Origin of the sequence: Pseudomonas schmalbachii (assembly GCF_017589465.1) — a bacterium.
GTDB lineage: Bacteria > Pseudomonadota > Gammaproteobacteria > Pseudomonadales > Pseudomonadaceae > Pseudomonas > Pseudomonas schmalbachii.
Window position 1 is genome coordinate 79,858 of the sequence record NZ_JAELYA010000006.1, and the last position, 17,596, is coordinate 97,453.

Annotated in this window: 11 protein-coding genes and 1 other RNA gene; 8 read left to right on the top strand and 4 right to left on the bottom strand. The window is 61.6% G+C overall.

Annotated features, from left to right (window positions below; translation table 11 throughout):
* Positions 1-185: 185 nt before the first annotated feature.
* The 8 genes from JFY56_RS15950 to JFY56_RS15985 all read left to right on the top strand — a co-directional run bounded on the left by JFY56_RS15950 (position 186) and on the right by JFY56_RS15985 (position 12,997).
* Entirely contained in the window at positions 186-2,999 is a 2,814-nt protein-coding gene (locus JFY56_RS15950) for an FAD-binding and (Fe-S)-binding domain-containing protein (protein ID WP_208314825.1), read from the top strand.
* A 206-nt stretch (positions 3,000-3,205) separates the two neighbouring features.
* A complete protein-coding gene (locus JFY56_RS15955; protein WP_208314826.1) occupies positions 3,206-3,466 on the top strand; it encodes a hypothetical protein in 261 nt (86 codons plus the stop codon).
* A gap of 260 nt (positions 3,467-3,726) precedes the next feature.
* Entirely contained in the window at positions 3,727-4,404 is a 678-nt protein-coding gene (locus tag JFY56_RS15960) for a type 1 glutamine amidotransferase domain-containing protein (protein ID WP_208314827.1), read from the top strand.
* A gap of 73 nt (positions 4,405-4,477) precedes the next feature.
* Positions 4,478-4,834, top strand: a transfer-messenger RNA (tmRNA) gene (ssrA, locus tag JFY56_RS15965).
* Positions 4,835-4,998: 164 nt separating this feature from the next.
* Positions 4,999-6,225 (top strand): tyrosine-type recombinase/integrase, encoded by a 1,227-nt coding sequence (locus JFY56_RS15970; protein WP_208314828.1) that lies wholly within the window; start codon positions 4,999-5,001, stop codon positions 6,223-6,225.
* Between the two features lie 572 nt (positions 6,226-6,797).
* Complete coding sequence (dsr1, locus tag JFY56_RS15975) at positions 6,798-10,628, top strand: anti-phage defense-associated sirtuin Dsr1 (RefSeq protein ID WP_208314829.1); 3,831 nt, start codon at positions 6,798-6,800, stop codon at positions 10,626-10,628.
* A 1,066-nt stretch (positions 10,629-11,694) separates the two neighbouring features.
* The gene (locus JFY56_RS15980) at positions 11,695-11,940 is read left to right on the top strand and encodes a YdcH family protein (protein ID WP_208314830.1); all 246 of its coding nucleotides are present in this window, start codon (positions 11,695-11,697) and stop codon (positions 11,938-11,940) included.
* A gap of 283 nt (positions 11,941-12,223) precedes the next feature.
* Complete coding sequence (locus tag JFY56_RS15985) at positions 12,224-12,997, top strand: bestrophin-like domain (RefSeq protein WP_208314831.1); 774 nt, start codon at positions 12,224-12,226, stop codon at positions 12,995-12,997.
* Between the two features lie 178 nt (positions 12,998-13,175).
* Here JFY56_RS15985 and JFY56_RS15990 read toward each other — a convergent pair whose 3' ends face one another.
* The 4 genes from JFY56_RS15990 to ampD all read right to left on the bottom strand — a co-directional run bounded on the left by JFY56_RS15990 (position 13,176) and on the right by ampD (position 17,307).
* Complete coding sequence (locus JFY56_RS15990; protein WP_208314832.1) at positions 13,176-14,645, bottom strand: sensor histidine kinase; 1,470 nt, start codon at positions 14,643-14,645, stop codon at positions 13,176-13,178.
* A 106-nt stretch (positions 14,646-14,751) separates the two neighbouring features.
* Positions 14,752-15,831, bottom strand: a complete 1,080-nt coding sequence (locus JFY56_RS15995; RefSeq protein WP_208314833.1) for a 2OG-Fe(II) oxygenase — start codon at positions 15,829-15,831, stop codon at positions 14,752-14,754.
* A gap of 73 nt (positions 15,832-15,904) precedes the next feature.
* The gene (ampE, locus tag JFY56_RS16000; protein ID WP_208314834.1) at positions 15,905-16,744 is read right to left on the bottom strand and encodes a regulatory signaling modulator protein AmpE; all 840 of its coding nucleotides are present in this window, start codon (positions 16,742-16,744) and stop codon (positions 15,905-15,907) included.
* Positions 16,741-17,307, bottom strand: coding sequence for a 1,6-anhydro-N-acetylmuramyl-L-alanine amidase AmpD (gene ampD / locus JFY56_RS16005; RefSeq protein WP_208314835.1), 567 nt, complete (start codon positions 17,305-17,307; stop codon positions 16,741-16,743). Before ampD ends, ampE begins: the two co-directional genes overlap by 4 nt.
* Positions 17,308-17,596: the final 289 nt, after the last annotated feature.

Below are 17,596 nucleotides of genomic sequence, written 5' to 3' on the forward strand. Positions count from 1 at the left end.
AGCTTTGTGCTTGCCGATGATTCCGGGATCGCCAGCAAGCTGGCTCCTACAGGTGAATACCAATGCTTGTAGGAGCGGGCCATGCCCGCGAAAAATCGCACGCATGGCGCGCTCCTACAGGATCTGAACTCAAAAAACCGATGGGCTGCCTGACAGCCCACACACCGATGATGACTGGAGCCGCCATGAGTCTGCCCGCCGCTTTCATCGACGCCATTGAACACCTGATTCCCCGCGAGCGCCGCTTCGACGATCCGCTCTCCACCCTCGCCTTCGGCACCGACGCCAGCTTCTACCGGCTGATCCCCAAGCTGGTAATCCGCGTCGAGAGCGAAGACGAGGTCATCACCCTGCTCAAGCTCGCCCACTCCCAGGGCGTGCCGGTCACCTTCCGCGCCGCGGGCACCAGCCTCTCCGGGCAGGCGGTCAGCGATTCGGTGCTGATCGTCCTCGGCGACAACTGGAACGGCCGCGACATCCGCGGCCAGGGCGAGCAGATCCGCCTGCAACCCGGCGTGATCGGCGCCCAGGCCAACGCCTGGCTGGCGCCGTTCGGCCGCAAGATCGGTCCCGACCCCGCTTCGATCAACGCCTGCAAGATCGGCGGCATCGTCGCCAACAACGCCAGCGGCATGTGCTGCGGCACCGCGCAGAACACCTACCACACCCTCGCCGGCATGCGCCTGGCACTGGCCGACGGCACCCTGCTCGACAGCGAAGACCCGGCCAGCGTCGCGGCCTTCCGCGAGAGTCATGGCGAGCTGCTGGAGCAACTGGCCAAACTGGGCCGGCAGACCCGTGCCAACACCGAACTGGCCGCGAAGATCCGCCACAAGTACCGGCTGAAGAACACCACTGGCCTGTCGCTGAACGCGCTGGTCGACTACGACGAGCCGCTGGACATCCTCACCCACCTGATGGTCGGCTCCGAAGGCACCCTCGGCTTCATCAGCGCGGTGACCTACGACACCGTGCCAGATCACCCGCACAAGGCCTCGGCGCTAATCGTCTTCCCCGATGTGGAAAACTGCTGCACCGCCGTCACCGTGCTCAAGCAGCAGCCGGTATCCGCCGTGGAACTGCTCGACCGCCGCAGCCTGCACTCGGTGGAGAACATGCAGGGCATGCCGGAGTGGGTGAAGAGCCTCTCCGCCGATGCCTGCGCGCTGCTGATCGAATCCCGCGCCGCCACGCAAAGCCTGCTGCATGAGCAACTGGCGCAGATCAGCGCATCCATCGCCAGCTTCCCGGTGGAAAAGCAGGTCGACTTCAGCGAAGACCCGGTGGTCTACAACCAGCTCTGGCGCATCCGCAAGGACACCTTCCCGGCGGTCGGCGCGGTGCGCGAGACCGGCACCACGGTGATCATCGAGGACGTCACCTTCCCCATCGAACAGCTCGCCGAAGGGGTGAACCGCCTGATCGCGCTGTTCGACAAGCATGGCTACGACGAGGCGATCATTTTCGGCCATGCGCTGGAGGGCAACCTGCACTTCGTCTTCACCCAGGGCTTCGAGTCGCCGGAGCAGATCGCCCGCTACTCGGCGTTCATGGACGACGTGGCGCATCTGGTCGCGGTCGAATACGGCGGCTCGCTGAAAGCCGAACACGGCACCGGGCGCAACATGGCACCCTTCGTCGAACTGGAATGGGGCCACGATGCGTATCAGTTGATGTGGCAACTCAAGCGCCTACTCGATCCGCGCGGCATCCTCAACCCCGGCGTGATTCTCAGCGAGGATCCGCAAACCCACCTGAAGAATCTCAAGCCGCTGCCCGCCGCCGACGAGATCGTCGACAAGTGCATCGAATGCGGCTTCTGCGAGCCGGTCTGCCCGTCGAAGGGACTGACCCTCAGCCCGCGCCAGCGCATCGTCATGTGGCGTGACATCCAGGCGAAGAAGCGCGCCGGCATCGACACCGCGCAACTGGAGCGCGACTACCACTACCAGGGCATCGACACCTGCGCCGCCACCGGCCTGTGCGCCCAGCGCTGCCCGGTGAACATCAACACCGGCAACCTGGTACGCAAGCTGCGCGGCGCGGAGACTCGCCATCCCGGCACCGCCACCTGGCTGGCGCGCAATTTCGGCACCGCCATGCGCGGCGCACGCTTCATGCTGTACGCCGCCAACGGCACGCGCAGGCTGCTCGGCGCACCACGCCTGGCCCGGGTCAGCGCAGCGCTCAGCGAAGCTTCCGGCGGTCGCGTTCCGCAGTGGACACCCGCCATGCCGCAGCCGGTTCGCCTGGCCGAGGCTCCTCAAGTTCACGACGACAGCCGCCCACGGGTGGTCTATCTCACCGCCTGCGTGTCCCGCGCCATGGGCCCGGCGGCCGGCGACGAGGAACAGGTGCCGCTGATCGACAAGACCCGCCAGCTCTTGGAGAAAGGCGGCTACCAGGTGGTGTTCCCGGACAACGCCGACAGCCTCTGCTGTGGCCAGCCGTTCGCCTCCAAGGGCTACGCGAAACAGGCCGACGACAAGCGCGACGAACTGCTCGCCGAACTGCTGCGCGCCAGCCGTGGCGGACTCGACCCGATCTACTGCGACACCAGTCCCTGCACCCTGCGTCTGGTCCAGGACCTGGCCGACACCCGGCTGCAAATCTACGACCCGGTGAAGTTCATCCGTACCTTCCTGGTCGACCGCCTGGAGTTCCAGCCGCAGGACAAGCCGGTGGCCGTGCACGTCACCTGCAGCACCCAGCACCTCGGCGAAAGCCAGGCGCTGATCGACCTGGTGAAGCGCTGCACCCGCGAAGTGGTGATCCCGGAAGGCATCCACTGCTGCGGCTTCGCCGGCGACAAGGGCTTCACCACGCCGGAGCTGAACGCCCACTCGCTGCGCACACTGAAGGACGCCGTGCAGTACTGCGAAGAAGGCATCTCCACCAGCCGCACCTGCGAAATCGGACTATCGGTCCACGGCGGCATCGACTATCACGGCGTGGTCTACCTGGTGGATCGCGTCACCCGCCCGATAGTCCCGGCCTAGACGACCCCGCGCCACATCCCGCACCGGCCGCTCCGCTCCGGAGTGGCCGGCAGCGGCGATCGCTTCCCGCCCGGAAAATCACCGATCGGCAGCTACCGTCGGGAATTTTTTCTGAACCTGCCGGAAAACACTGGGGTCCACCCTTCAGGCACCGGTTTCCGGGCCTGTTCAAGTGCAACCACAGGCAATCCCGCCAGGAGAGCCCCATGAAACGTACCGTCCTTGTCATTGCCATGGCCATGCTGGCCGGCCCCGTGTTCGCCGACGATCTCTGCAGCACCAACATCCAGAAGATCGACGACACCATGAAAACCAGCGCAACCACGAATCCCACTGTTGAGGACCAGGTGATGCGGTTGCAGGAAAAGGCTTTGGAAAAACAAGCCGCCGGTGACACCAAAGGCTGCATCGCGGCCAGCAGCGAAGCGCTGAAACTGCTTGAACGCCAGACTGGCGGCAAATCATGACCGCAATCGGGGGCCGTCGCGCCGAGGCTCGACGGCCCTCTACCTGAACCGCCCCTCGCCGCCCCAACACCCCGCGGATGCAATGGTCCGCCAAGCCGCTGGCCACTCCCCTCGAACCACCACTGAAAAACGCCGTTTCCTTGTGCGTCCCGCCCGGCGACAACGCTCTCGCGACGAGCGCCTAAACTGACGATTCCGTGCAGCCGTTTTTCGGCCGGCACGGCGCAGCTACCGTCATCGTTCTACGCGAAGGAAAGGCCATGAATATTCTCGTAGTCCTCACCTCCCACGACCGCCTCGGCGATACCGGGGAGAAAACCGGCTTCTGGCTCGAAGAATTTGCCGCGCCCTATTACGTCTTCAAGGATGCCGGCGCGCAAATGACGCTCGCCTCACCCAAGGGCGGACAGCCTCCGCTCGATCCGAAGAGCGACGCGGCCGATGCACAGACGCCGGCGACCGAGCGCTTCCGCAATGACCCCGGCGCCCAGGCTGCGCTGGCGAATACCCGGAAATTGTCCGAAGTGACTGCGAACGACTACGACGCGATCTTCTACCCCGGCGGCCATGGCCCGCTCTGGGATCTCGCCGAAGACAGCCACTCGATCGCCCTGATCGAATCCTTCCACGCCGACGGCAAGCCGGTCGCCGCGGTCTGCCACGCCCCCTGCGTGTTCCGTCACACCCGGGCGGAAAACGGCGAACCGCTGGTCAGGGGCCGGCATGTCACCGGCTTCACCAACAGCGAGGAAGAGGCCGTCGGCCTGACCAAGGTCGTACCGTTCCTCGTCCAGGACATGCTCAAGGCCCACGGCGCACGCTTCAGCAAGGCCGACAACTGGCAGAGCCACGTGGAAGTGGATCGCCTGCTGATCACCGGCCAGAACCCCGCCTCCTCCGAAGCGGTGGCCGAAGCGGTGCTGAAACTCCTGAGCTGACAAGACCTTGCCGTCACCCGGATGGACCGCGTGACGGCTTTCCCGTACACTAGCCCCGACCTTCATAGGTTTTGGGGCCGATTAGGATTCGACGCCGGTGACAAAACTTGAGGGGCATGCCGAGTAGGTGACAGTTCTCGTAAATCCGCTGCCACACTTTCATAGTTGCCAACGACGACAACTACGCTCTGGCCGCCTAAGGGCGCCAGCTGACCCTAGGGGATGCCTGTAAACCCGAAGATTTGGTCAGTCATATAGAACAGGATCGCCGCCAAGTTCGCTGTAGACGTAACGGCTAAAACTCATACAGCTCGCTCCAAGCGCCCTGCCACTCGGGCCGCGAGGAGTTAACCTAATAGAGATGGCTAAGCATGTAGAACCGATAGCAGCGTGCTGGCGGACGGGGGTTCAAATCCCCCCGGCTCCACCAAATGCAAGTTTCCACATGTTCCCACATGATCGGAAACGCCCTGAAAAGCCCGCCTCGTGCGGGCTTTCTTGTTTCCGCACGTCCCCCAATATGGATACACAGCACAGCCCGCCGTGTATCCTCCCCTGTACCCGACTCAAAAATTGAAACTAAGGGGTACAAGGATGAAGCGCAGCGAAATCAAGCGCCGCCCACTGGCTGACACAGTGCTTGCCACTCTGGAGCCAGAAGACAAGGAATACCGGGAGCATGACGGCAGCAGCCTGTATCTGCGCGTCAAACCGGACGGTCGAAAATCCTGGCAGCTTCGCTACAAGAAGCCCGACGGCAAATGGTCATGGATAGGCCTTGGCAGTTATCCCGAGGTCGGCGGCTCTCTCGCCCGTCAAAAGGCGGCCGAACTAAGAGGCGATGTATCCCAGGGTCGTAACCCTCTTGCGATGAAACACGTTCGAAAAGCGGCCGAAGCCGAAGCAGCTGCCAATACTTTCGAGAAGCTGGCCCGCGAGTGGTATGCCAATAAGCGCAAGACGTGGACCGAGGGCACGGCGGTACGGACCATAGGCGCTCTGGAATTGCATGTCTTCCCAGTATTCGGGAAACGTCCCTTTGCCGAGATTCTGCCCATCGAGTGGATGGAGTTCCTGCGCAGCATGGAGCAAAAGGGCATCGTCGAGCAGACCAGCCGCGTACGTGGCATGTGCCGGGAAATCTATGACCTGGCCCGTGTGACTGGTCGGGCAACCCATAACCCGCTGGAGGGGCTGCACAAGTTCCTGCAGACCCGGCCGGTGGAAAACTTCGCCCATGTATCCCAGGCCGAATTGCCGGCGCTGCTACGCGCCATTCGGTCATACCCCAGTGCAACTGACATTCGGATCGGCCTGCAACTGCTGTCACTGCTGGCATGCCGCCCTTCGGAGCTACGGGAAGCCAGTTGGTCGGAGTTCGATCTTGACGGGGCCTTATGGGCGATTCCGGCCGAGCGCATGAAACGCCGCCGTGAGCATCTGGTGCCGCTGCCTCAACAGGCCGTTGAGCTGCTGCGCGACCTGCACATACTGACTGGTACCTATCCCCTGCTCTTCCCCGGCCGCAGCGACACGACTAAGCCCCGAAGCAATACCGTTTTCCTGATGGCCCTGCGCCGTCTCGGCTATGAAGGCCGGCAAACCGGCCACGGCTTCCGGCACATCGCCTCCACGACTCTCAATGAACACGGCTTCGACGAAAACCACATCGAGGCCCAGCTATCTCACGTCAAGGAAGGGGTAGCGGGTGTGTACAACAAGGCAGTGTATCTGCCCCAGCGTCGGGAAATGATGCAATGGTATGCAGACCACCTAGACAAACTAGCAACAGGAAATGTTGTGGGATTTAAGCGCGCGTGACACCTCTCATGGGCCGCCCTTTTTTTGAACAGCCCCCACTCCACAAGCTTAAAACCCAGGCACATGCAGAAGGACCACGCAATTGGGTACCTGATTGGGGAACTGTTGCTGAATCACGCGCTGAATGCGCTTAACACCACGTACATCCACACCACCGCCGAAACTCTGAAGCGCAACGCCTTGGAACGATGGCATGCCTGGCTCGATGAGCGTGGGTTTAGCGCCCTTCATAGCCCTACACGATCGACAGGGAAGATATAACCGAGACAAAGCCAGCCCGGCAGAACGACCAATCTCAGGTCCCTGCTGGGCCGGCCCTGTAACGCAGCAATGATTGCAGGGGAGTCCGCTGATGCAGATGTTTTGCGCGTCGCAGCTTGGTTCTCGACCAGCAAGCCGCATCTTCCATTTCCAGGCTGACCCTTAGCAGATAACGCGCTATTTTTCGTGCAGGTAGATAGCGAGCCCTGGTCGCTAGGCTCACGACCACCGCACTTGATGCAAGCCTTAGAAGGGTGGCCTCTACTGGGCTTTACCCCGCGTCAGCACGTTTTGGATAGGAAGCATACGGAATGCAATTCATAACCCATGGACCCGATATTCCAGATGCCCTATTGCAGGCACACGAAGAAGGTCGCGTAGTGTTCTTCTGCGGCGCAGGGATTTCCTATCCCGCCGGCCTGCCTGGCTTTAAAGGACTTGTGGAAGAAATCTACCGACTGAACGGGACGACGCTCAATGATATTGAGCGCGAGGCTTTCGACCGTGGGCAGTTTGACGCCACGCTCGATCTGCTGGAGCGACGTCTGCCCGAACAGCGCATGGCTGTTCGTCGTGCAATGGCTCAGGCGCTGAAGCCGAAACTGCGTCGAAAGGGAGCCACTAATACTCAGGCTGCGCTGTTAAGACTAGCGCGCAACCGAATGGGCGCACTACGACTGGTAACCACCAACTTTGATCGCGTGTTTCACACAGCGGCCAAACGCACTGGACAGCCATTCCAGCCTTATGCCGCGCCGATGTTGCCGATCCCGAAGAACAGCCGCTGGGATGGACTGGTCTACCTGCACGGTCTACTGCACGAGAATGCAGACGATACGACCCTGAACCGTCTGGTGGTAACCAGCGGCGATTTTGGTCTGGCTTACCTGACCGAGCGCTGGGCCGCTCGTTTCGTAAGCGAGCTGTTCCGCAACTATGTAGTCTGCTTCGTCGGTTACAGCATCAACGACCCAGTTATGCGCTACATGATGGATGCGCTGGCCGCTGACCGAATGCTGGGTGAGGTCACACCACAGGCCTGGGCACTGGGCGATTGCGTGCCTGGGCAGGAGCAGCGTAAGACCATCGAATGGGAAGCCAAAGGCGTCACTCCCATCCTCTATAAGGTGGCTGTCGGCAGCCATGACCATTCTGCGCTGCATGAGACCCTGAGCGCTTGGGCAGATACCTATCGTGACGGAGCAGAAGGCAAGGCAGCTATCGTCGTCAAACATGCTCTAGCCCGTCCACAGGACAGCACGCAACAAGATGACTTCGTCGGTCGGATGCTCTGGGCTTTATCGGATAAGTCAGGGATCCCCGCCAAAACATTTGCTGACTTCAACCCTGCCCCATCTCTGGATTGGTTGTTAGAAGCCTTCGCAATCAATCGTTGGGGACACGAAGATCTGCCCCGATTCGGTGTCCCCCCCCACGACGATACAGACGCCAAACTGAGCTTCTGCCTGGTCCGCCGGCCTGCACCCTATGATCTGGCACCGCCGATGCTGCTGGCATCTGGAGGCGACGCCGGCAGCCAGTGGGATAAGGTGATGTTTCATCTGGCCCGCTGGCTAGTGCGACACTTAGACGACCCTAAACTGGTTATCTGGATCGCACAGAGTGGTGGCCAGTTACATGATCGCTGGAGGTGGTTGATTGAGCACCAACTGGATCGAATTACCTCACTTGAGCACGAAGGCAAAACCGCCGAGCTGGATGATATTCGTTCTCAGGCGCCCAAATCCCTACCCGGCCCCTTAATGCGCACTTTGTGGCGCTTGTTGTTGAGCGGACGAGTTAAATCTACACAGCGCGACCCAGACCTTTACCGTTGGCATGAGCGACTGAAACGAGAGCAGTTGAGTACAACTCTGCGTTTGGAGTTACGAGAGCTGCTCGCCCCCAAAGTAGCCTTGAAGAAGCCGTTTCTCTGGGGAGACGAAGAGGAAACCCCCGACGAGCCTACGCGCTTAGGCCAATTAGTGGACGCGGAGCTGCAGCTGACGGCCGATCATGTGCATTCAACCCTACTTGATCTTGGCGGCGAGTACTGGGCTAGCGCCTTGCCGCACCTTCTGGAAGATTTCCAGCATCTGTTGCGCGATGCCTTGGACCTGCTGAAGGAGTTAGGCGAGGCCGACGAGCGTAATGATCGGTCGCACTGGGATTTACCATCCATTTCACCGCACTGGCAGAACCGGGGCTTCAACGACTGGGTGAGCTTGATCGAATTGCTGCGCGATGCTTGGCTGGCCGTACGCTCCGGCGACGCATTACGGGCAATGCGAACCGCACAGACCTGGTTCGAGTTGCCATACCCCACCTTCAAACGATTGGCCTTGTTTGCCGCCAGTCAAGACGACTGCATCTTGCCCGAGCAGTGGGTGGAATGGCTTCTAGCCGATGGAGCGTGGTGGCTGTGGTCCACAAATACTGGGCGGGAGGTGTACCGATTGCTCGTTCTACAGGGACGCCAGCTAACGGGGGCAACTCAAGTGCGACTGGAAACGGCCATCTTGGCAGGACCACCGCGCGAGATGTACCGAGATGATCTGGAAGAAGATCGGTGGCAATTCATAGTGGCGCAGTCAGTTTGGCTACATCTGGCAAAACTGAGCGCATCGGGCCTCACTTTGGGCACCGACGCCGCAGCCCGTTTAACAGAGCTGGCAGCTGCCCACCCGGAGTGGGAACTGGAAGACAACGAGCGCGACGAATTTTCCCACTGGATGAGCGGCACAGGCGATCCAGACTACGAGGAAAACCGAGAGGTAGACATTGCTCCCCGCAAGCGACAAGAGCTGGTGCAGTGGCTCAAAAAACCGCCCCCCGAGCAGCAGGCTTACTACGAAGATACGTGGCGCGACGTGTGCCGTACCCGCTTCTTTCACAGCCTATGTGCGCTAAACGACCTAGCGCGGGATGATGTATGGCCTGCCGGCCGATGGCGCGCAGCATTGCAGGTCTGGTCCGAAGAAAGCATGGTGCTGCGCTCCTGGCAATACGCTGCACCTCTGGTGCAGACGATGCCAGATGCCGTACTTCAAGAGATTGACCATGCTGTCACTTGGTGGATAGAAGCCGCATCCAAGTCGATAAAACGCCATGAGGTCATTCTTCAGGATCTGTGTCGCCGCGTGCTGGCCCTGCCGTTGGAGGCAGGACCGGGTTCGCGCATGATCCGCGATGGCGTCGAAGTCGTTGATCCTGTTGGCTCGGCAATTAACCACCCGGTAGGGCATATCACGCAGGCTCTAATTAATCTGTGGCTCAAACGGAACCCCAACGATAATGACCTGCTTCCGCCCGAACTTAAGCCACTCTTCACTATGCTGTGCGATCTGCAGGTAGATCGGTTCCGCCATGGCCGCGTACTACTAAGCTCTCGCCTGATTGCTTTTTTCCGCGTAGATCGCCCTTGGTCAGAGCAATATCTCCTGCCACTTTTCAACTGGAATAACCTGCTCGAAGCAAAATCTGCGTGGGAAGGTTTCCTATGGTCACCCCGTTTATATCAGCCCCTCCTCGCCGCATTCAAAACGCACTTCCTAGAATGTGCGCAACACTATGCCGATCTTGGCGAGCACCGCCAGCAGTTTGCGGCGTTCCTTACTTATGCTGCATTAGGCTCGACTGAAGGCTATACGGTGCAGGACTTCCAATCCGCGATTGGCGCGCTGCCACAAGATGGGCTGGAGAAAGCCGCACAGGCGCTCTCTCAGGCGCTTGAAAGTGCCGCCGATCAACGTGAGGATTATTGGAAAAACAGAGTGCAGCCGTTTTGGCAGCAGGTCTGGCCCAAGTCCCGTGATCTACGCAGCCCGCGAATTTCCGAAACGTTGGCCCGGTTGGTCATTGCAGCCCGAAATGAGCTCCCAGCAGCCTTGACTACCGTGCGAGGATGGCTGCAGCCAATTGAGCACCCTTACTACGTAGTCCATGTGCTCCACGAATCAGGCTTGTGTAGCAGGTTCCCTAAAGAAACATTGTCGCTACTGAGTATTGTGATAGCCGACCAACCGTGGCCCCCAGAGGAGCTAGGGCAGTGCTTAGACGCTATAGCCCTAGCCGCACCACAGCTTGCTCAAGATCGCCAATACATACGGATACGAGAGTACGAACGGCAGCAAAGGGGATAGCGACGAAATATGCCTTCCGCATATTGGCCTGGTCTGATAACAGCTTGAGTGCCTGCTATCGGACGAATTTGCCTATCAAATCGGAGCCCCCCTTTGAGCTCCGATTGATCGGCTGCACGACTGATGCAGACGTCAAAAGCTGCTTCTTGCGTACTTTTTCTGCTGCTTCGACTGCTGAAATCCAGGCTTCGTACCACTACCGTCCGGCTCCGCCAGAGGCGCCAAGAAGCAAGAGCAGTAATTAAGAGAGAGTGCGACGCTCTAGTGGATTCTAGGTCGTATGCCCCACCTGGGGAGGGGGGTGGGCAAATCCCTATGGCCTCATAGGCCGGCCACCGAGCCCCCAGCCTTTTTCATACGGCCGCAAAATAAAAAATTTCACCTAATGGCTGACAACGAAAGTCCAGCCGACCGTGCGCTGTATCCTGACATGTATCCCGCACGTCCTTTGAGATAAATTAACCTTTAAAAAACAATACCTTATGTGAACCGCTCAAACGACCCGGCCCAAATGAAAACAGCCTAAGCCCCTGATATTCAGAGCAAATCTCAGGGGCTTTTGCTTTCTGGGTCATTCGATTGACCCAAAATTGTCCTACCAACTGACGTAATAGACCCCGGTGAACTGCCCGTGGTGCTTCCAGTGCTTCCGAATGAAACTCACCAGTTCGGACGACACTGGCACCGTACACGGCTACCGACCTGCGGACTCCACGGTCATCTGGCCGCCCATTTCACACGCATCCGACCACCCTTCCGAGCAGGCAGCCACATCACTATGGGGCTGACGATCGCTACGCAGCGCCTTGCCGTGGCGTCGCCGGCACCGATAGCTCGGGCTTGGCGCGCGCGGCATTCCTCTGTCGTTCAACAACCGCCACAGCTGTTCGATGGCCCGTCTTTTCTCAACGAATAGCACCCGTCACTCAGGGCGCAACAGTCTCAAGGGTGGCGTTCTCCAAATGGTCTTTGGCGCCCTTTTGTTGCGGTGCCTTCAGTGATCTACCTCAACGCTAGACACCTCCGTACCCTGCAAAGTACTTTTTCACCCCATTGGAGAACCCTCATGTTTCCCGAATTCCGTGAAAAAATTTCTCGCCTCAAATCCGAGGATCCGCACTTTGCGAAGCTTTTCCATAGCCACAACGCTCTCGACCAAGAGATAAAGAACATGGAAGCTGGTATCACCCCGGCTACTCACGAAACCATTGAGTCGCTGAAGAAGCAGAAACTGCAGCTAAAGGACGATCTCTACGCGATTCTGCGCAAAGGGAAGGATGCCTGCCAATGCGGGCATGGCTGTGGCGGCTAATTAGCTCTGGCGCATAGATTGCCGGCCTTTGATGCGCAGTCGTTGTATCAGGCCGACAGCGAATAGAGCGGGTGGCGGTAATAAATCGCAGGCAGTAAAACCCCAGCCAGTGGCTGGGGTTTTTAATTTATTGGGGCTTGCCCCGTGTACGGGAATTTGACCACCGCAGGTTAATACCTAGCATCTCTATATACGCAGGCACCGAAACGCGCCGGTTACTTCACCCGCTAGCGGCCCGGAAGAGGCGCGCGGTCGATGCATTCATGTGTCAGGAGAACTGGCAATGCAACAAAGTGGCGGCCCCCTCGATGCTCTGCCTCTTTGGGGGCTTTTCGTAACTATCCTGATCCTCGTCCTGCTTTCCGTTGAGGGCGGCTACCGTTTAGGCAAGTACCGGCGCAGTCGATCGGAAGAGGAGAAAGAGTCAGCCGTTGGCGCGATGGTCGGGGCCACTCTTGGGTTGCTGGCCTTTATTCTTGCCTTCACTTTTGGCTTGGCAGCTGAACGCTTCGATACGCGCAGACAGGTCGTCCTCGACGAGGCCAACGCGATTGGGACAACCTATCTACGCGCCGGGATGCTTCCTGAGCGACGCGAAGAAATCCGTACCCTCCTGCGCGAGTATGTGGATGTGCGCCTGGAGGCCGTGCGCTCGGGCACCATTGCCGCAGGCATACGCCAGTCGGAGCAGCTGCATACTCAACTGTGGGCGCAGGCCACGGCCATCGGCGAGGCACACCCCACGTCGATTGTCCTGGGTCTCTTCGTCCAGTCGCTCAACGAGGTGATCGACCTCCACGCGAAACGGGTGACCGCTGATGTGAGGAACCGCATTCCCGCTGCCATCTGGATAGCGCTGCTCGCGGTAGCCGTCCTGTCGCTCGCCGCCATGGGCTATCACGCTGGCCTTTCTCGGACGAGCCGCTCGCTCGCCGAGGTGGTGGTCGCGCTCACCTTCTCTATCGTCATCGGGCTCATCGCGGATCTCGACCGCCCCCATGAAGGAGCCCTGCAAGTGAGCCAGCAGGCGCTGATGGACCTGCGACGATCCATGTAGGTGGATACTCCGTGAGCCTGCACTGCCACCTCACACCCTGAACCGCCCCCTGCAGATCGCAACCCAGCCGCGCCAGCACCTGGCTGGAGCCGGCCGTTTCCTGGCAGGCCTGCATGCCTTGCATAGCCCGCCTCAGAGCACTCCCCTGCCACCCGCCAACCGCAGAATGCCCTTGCGCTCAGCCCGCCGCGCCAGCCACTCCCCGGGCGACCCTGAAGCTCAGGCGCACGCTGGTGCCCTCGTCCTCGTGGCTGGTCAGGCTGACCCTGCCGCCGAAGTGCTCCATGATCTGCTTCACCATGTACAGGCCGATGCCCAGCCCGCCGCGCTTGGTGGTGTAGAACGACTTGAAGGCCATCAGCTCCTGCTGCCGCGACATGCCCTGGCCGGTGTCGTCGATGCTCAGGTGCAGCCACTCGCCGGTCGGGTCCGGGAGGACGCTGACGCTCAGCCGGCCGCCGCGCGGCATGGCCTCGATGGCGTTGGCCAGCACGCTGTTGAACACCTGCGAGAGCAGCAGGCGGTGGTTGATCACTGGTGGGGCCGACTGCTCGACGATCTCGGCCTGGATGTTCGACCACTCCAGTTGCTGCTTGTAGCCCTGCAGCGTCTCGCGCATCACAGCGAGCGGCTCCACCGGCTCCGAATCGCCGCTGAGCGGGCGCAGGCACAGCAGCAGGTCGCGAATCCAGGTCGACATGCGGTCGACCTGACTGATGATGTCGTCGACGCACTGCCGCACCGCCCCGCTGCTGACCTGCTGCGCCAGCTCGGCGCTGGTGCGGATCGACGCCAGCGGATTGCGCATGCTGTGGGCGACGGCGGAGGACATTTCGCCCAGCGCCGTGTAGGTCTGGTTGGCCACCAGTTGATGCTGCTGCGCGGCGAGCTGGATCGAGGCGCGGCGGACGATCCAGAAGAGGCCGAAGTAGATCAGCGCGCCGCCGAGCGCGGTGGCGATCCAGATCAGCCGGTAGCCGCGATTGACGCGCTCCACCAGGTCGACCGGCTCCTTGTAGATCTCCACCACCGCCAGCACCTTGCCGTCGTTGTCGTGCAGCGGAATGTAGTTCTCGATGAAGAAGCGCTTCGGCGGGCGGAGCAGCTTCTGTTCCACGCTCCCCTCCTCCACATCGCTGTATTCGGCGGTGATCTCCGCGCCGGTCAGGAACGCCGCATCGAGGTCTTCGTCGCCGGCCATCCGCTGGCCGACCAGCGCCTTGTTGGTCGACCAGACCACCACCTTGTCCGCCGAATAGACGGTGGCCAGCAGCGAGTCGGGCAGGCGGGCCAGGTGCTCCAGGAACTCCGTGCGCGCACGCAGGCGCCGGTGGCGGACGTCCTCGGGGATGTCGGCGGCGTTGCGCATGATCAGCAGGTCGGCCATCTGCACGCCGGGCACACCGTGGTGCACCAGTTCGCCCGCCGCCAGGGTCTGGATGAACTGGCTGGTCAGCAAGGCGTCACGTTCGAGGCTTTCGCTTACGACGAAGCGCGTGGAGATGAATCCCAATCCGGTCGCCACCGTGGCGATGATCGCCAGGCTGATGACCGAAAACCAGCGCAGAAGGTTGAACGGCCTGGTCGGCGCGATGGCGTTCGCCTCGCGTTCCAGAACGTACTTTCCCCATACCGATGCCACGTCCATGAGCACTACTCCAGCAAGGCTTTTTTCTTGTTGTATAGCAGGGTGCCAGCAGAGCCGCTGGGGCTGCCGACCAACCGCCGCCAGGTGAATCGAATCAGTCGATCAGTCAGACGTCGAGGTACTGCCGATTCTCCTGGCGGATGGCCCGCGCCACCTCGTCGTAGAGGAACGGCAGGAACATGTAGCGGCGCCCGCTGGTCACCGGCGTCGCCTCGTGCAGCAGCGAACAGGAGAACACCACCGCACCCCCGGGCGGAGCGCTGTAGAGGCCGCCGCCATACTCGGGGAAGCGCAGTTGGCCGCCCTCGTAGCCACTGTTGAGGAACAGCGACACGGCGAAGCGCCGGTGTGCCGTGCCCTTGGTGGTGTTGTCGCGGTGCGCGCGGAAATGCCCGCCCTCCTCGCCGTCGTAACAGGCCACCAGATAGCGCTCGATCCGCGTGGCCTCGAACTGGAACGCCTTGTGGATTTCCGGCAGCAGCCGCTTCTGGATGCGCCAGGTGCAGCCGTCGAGCAGCGCCTTCTCCTGGACGAAGCAGTCGCGCCGGCGCTTGTGCAGCGGATCGGCCATCTCCACCGTGCGCCCGTCGCGTTCGACCATGAAGCCGGATTCCGTGCCACCCTGAGCCTCGTAGTAGTCGATCAGTGCCTTGCACAGCGTCGGCTCGAAGATACCGGGCACCACCAGCACCGGCGCGTGCTGCGGCGCCGGATGCGGCGAGTCGAGGGCCGGCAGGCGATCGAGGAAGCGGATCAGCGAGGGGATGTGGTTTTCCACAGGCTCATCGACCGGCACGGCGGCCAGCACGCGGAGCGCGGGATCGAGCACGTAGGTCACCCGGCGGATACCGCCATCGGCCTGCGCCACGCCGTACAGCGTGCTTACCGCACGGTCGAAATCCCAGAAATAGCGCACGCCCCGCAGCGAGTGGTCGAAGCGCTCCAGCCGCTCGTCGTCGGGGTCCGTGGAGACGCCGAAGAAACAGGTGTGATCGTCGCGAAAATGCGCGCGATGGGCGGCGAGATCGCTGAGCAACTGGCGCGACACCGGGTCAGCCGCCGAGCCGAAGAACGACAGCACCAGGTAGCGACCGCCCATGGAGTCGAAGCAGAAGTGCTCCCGCTGGCGGGTACGGCAGGTGAACCAGGGCGCCGGTTCACCGGCGCTGAGCAGGGTACTACGCATGACGACTCCTCGATCCGGCCTACTGGAAACGCTAGATCAGGGGCTCCAGCGCTGTCCAGAAAGCCGTCGGGAGTCAGAGCAGCAGCGCGCAGGCGGCGAACACCGCGTACCAGAGTACCGCCGAGCGCACCAGCAGCTGCCAGAGGGCATCCAGGCTGGCGACGCCCTTCGCGCCGACCTTGCCCTGGTCGGCGTGTTCGGCGCTGCAACTGGCCTGGGCCAGCAGGCGCGGAGCGGGGATTTCCCAGGACAGCAGCTCCTGCAGGAGCGTCTTGCTGACCACCACGAAGTCGCCGATCAGGGCGAAGCTGGCTACCAGCACCCGCGCCGGCAGCCAGTCGAACGCATGCCGCACGTACGCGGCGCGCTCGGCCAGCGCCGGCTGGCCATGCTCGACGATGAGCGCCAGCAGCCGGTAGGCCAATGCGGCCACCGGCCCCAGCAGCGCGTACCAGAAGATCACCGCGAAGAAACCCTGGTAGCCCTGCCAGACGAGCGTCGCCTGCACCTGCGCCAGCAGATCGCTGTCGCTTTCCCCGCGCAGGCCCAGATCGCGCTCGGCCACATGGTAGGCGCCCTGCACATCCTCCCGCCGCCAGGCATCGCGGAACGGCCCGATGGAACGCAGCACATCGCCGCGACCAAGACTCCAGACCACCACCGCCAGATGCACGGGCAGCAACAGCAGCCCATATGCCAGCGGCTGCAGCAGGGTTATCAACAGGGCGAGCAGCAGCAATGGCGGCAGCACCGCCAGCAGCACGCCCAGCCAGGGCCGGCCCGCCACCGCCGGCATCGCCTCCACCGCGCGCAGCAGGCCGAGCCACGGCCGGTCGTACTGCAGGTGCAGGCGCGTGCGCCAGCCGGAAAACTTCTCGATCAACAGCGCCAGCAACAGCACCAGAAAACTCATTGCGACTCCTTGTGATGGCTCACCGCAGCCAGGTAACGCCCCCAGTCGAACGCCTCGCCGGGGTCGGTCTTGCGCTCCGGCGCGATATCGCAGTGCCCACGGATGCGCTCGGGCGTGATGCCCGGATAGGCATGCAGCAACTGCCGGGTCAGCTCCTCCAGCGCGGCGTACTGCTCGTCGCTGTATGGATCGCAGTCGGTGCCTTCCAGTTCGATGCCGATGGAAAAGTCGTTGCAGTTCTCCCGCCCGTCGAACCGCGAAACGCCGGCATGCCAGGCGCGGTCGTTGCAGGAAACGAACTGGAACACGCTGCCATCGCGCTCGATGAGGAAATGCGCCGACACCGTCATCGCGCAGATATCGGCGAAATAGGGATGCTCGTTCGGGTCCAGGCAGTTGCGGAAGAACTCCTGCACCTTGCCCGTACCGAACTGCCCGGGCGGCAGGCTGATGTTGTGGATGACCAGCAGGGACACCACCTCGCCTTCAGGACGGGCATTGAAATTCGGCGAATGGCAGTGCGCGATGCCATGGCACCAGCCGCTGAGGGGGTCGAGTTGCATATCGGGGCCGCAGGAGTGGACGGGATGCCCCACTCTAGCCTTCCAGCCATGCGCCGGGCAAACCCGTAGGTTGGCGCTGAGCGCAGCGAAGCCCAACATCCGCCAAACTCGGCCCCCCCGTTGGGCTCCAGCACCCGTAGGTTGGTGCTGAACGCAGTGAAGCCCAACATCCGCCACGCCCGAACACCACCTCGTTGGGCTTCGTACCTCAGCCCAACCTACGGGAGCGAAGCCCAACATCCGGGAGCAAAGCCCAACATTACGATGCTGAACGCCCCAACCTCGCTTC

What these genes read in the sequence shown, in the direction of transcription:
- JFY56_RS15950 (WP_208314825.1), top strand. Translation starts at nt 186, where the DNA reads ATGAGTCTGCCCGCCGCTTTCATCGACGCCATTGAACACCTGATTCCC.
- JFY56_RS15955 (WP_208314826.1), top strand. Translation starts at nt 3,206, where the DNA reads ATGAAACGTACCGTCCTTGTCATTGCCATGGCCATGCTGGCCGGCCCC.
- JFY56_RS15960 (WP_208314827.1), top strand. Translation starts at nt 3,727, where the DNA reads ATGAATATTCTCGTAGTCCTCACCTCCCACGACCGCCTCGGCGATACC.
- JFY56_RS15970 (WP_208314828.1), top strand. Translation starts at nt 4,999, where the DNA reads ATGAAGCGCAGCGAAATCAAGCGCCGCCCACTGGCTGACACAGTGCTT.
- dsr1 (WP_208314829.1), top strand. Translation starts at nt 6,798, where the DNA reads ATGCAATTCATAACCCATGGACCCGATATTCCAGATGCCCTATTGCAG.
- JFY56_RS15980 (WP_208314830.1), top strand. Translation starts at nt 11,695, where the DNA reads ATGTTTCCCGAATTCCGTGAAAAAATTTCTCGCCTCAAATCCGAGGAT.
- JFY56_RS15985 (WP_208314831.1), top strand. Translation starts at nt 12,224, where the DNA reads ATGCAACAAAGTGGCGGCCCCCTCGATGCTCTGCCTCTTTGGGGGCTT.
- JFY56_RS15990 (WP_208314832.1), bottom strand. Translation starts at nt 14,645, where the DNA reads ATGGACGTGGCATCGGTATGGGGAAAGTACGTTCTGGAACGCGAGGCG.
- JFY56_RS15995 (WP_208314833.1), bottom strand. Translation starts at nt 15,831, where the DNA reads ATGCGTAGTACCCTGCTCAGCGCCGGTGAACCGGCGCCCTGGTTCACC.
- ampE (WP_208314834.1), bottom strand. Translation starts at nt 16,744, where the DNA reads ATGAGTTTTCTGGTGCTGTTGCTGGCGCTGTTGATCGAGAAGTTTTCC.
- ampD (WP_208314835.1), bottom strand. Translation starts at nt 17,307, where the DNA reads ATGCAACTCGACCCCCTCAGCGGCTGGTGCCATGGCATCGCGCACTGC.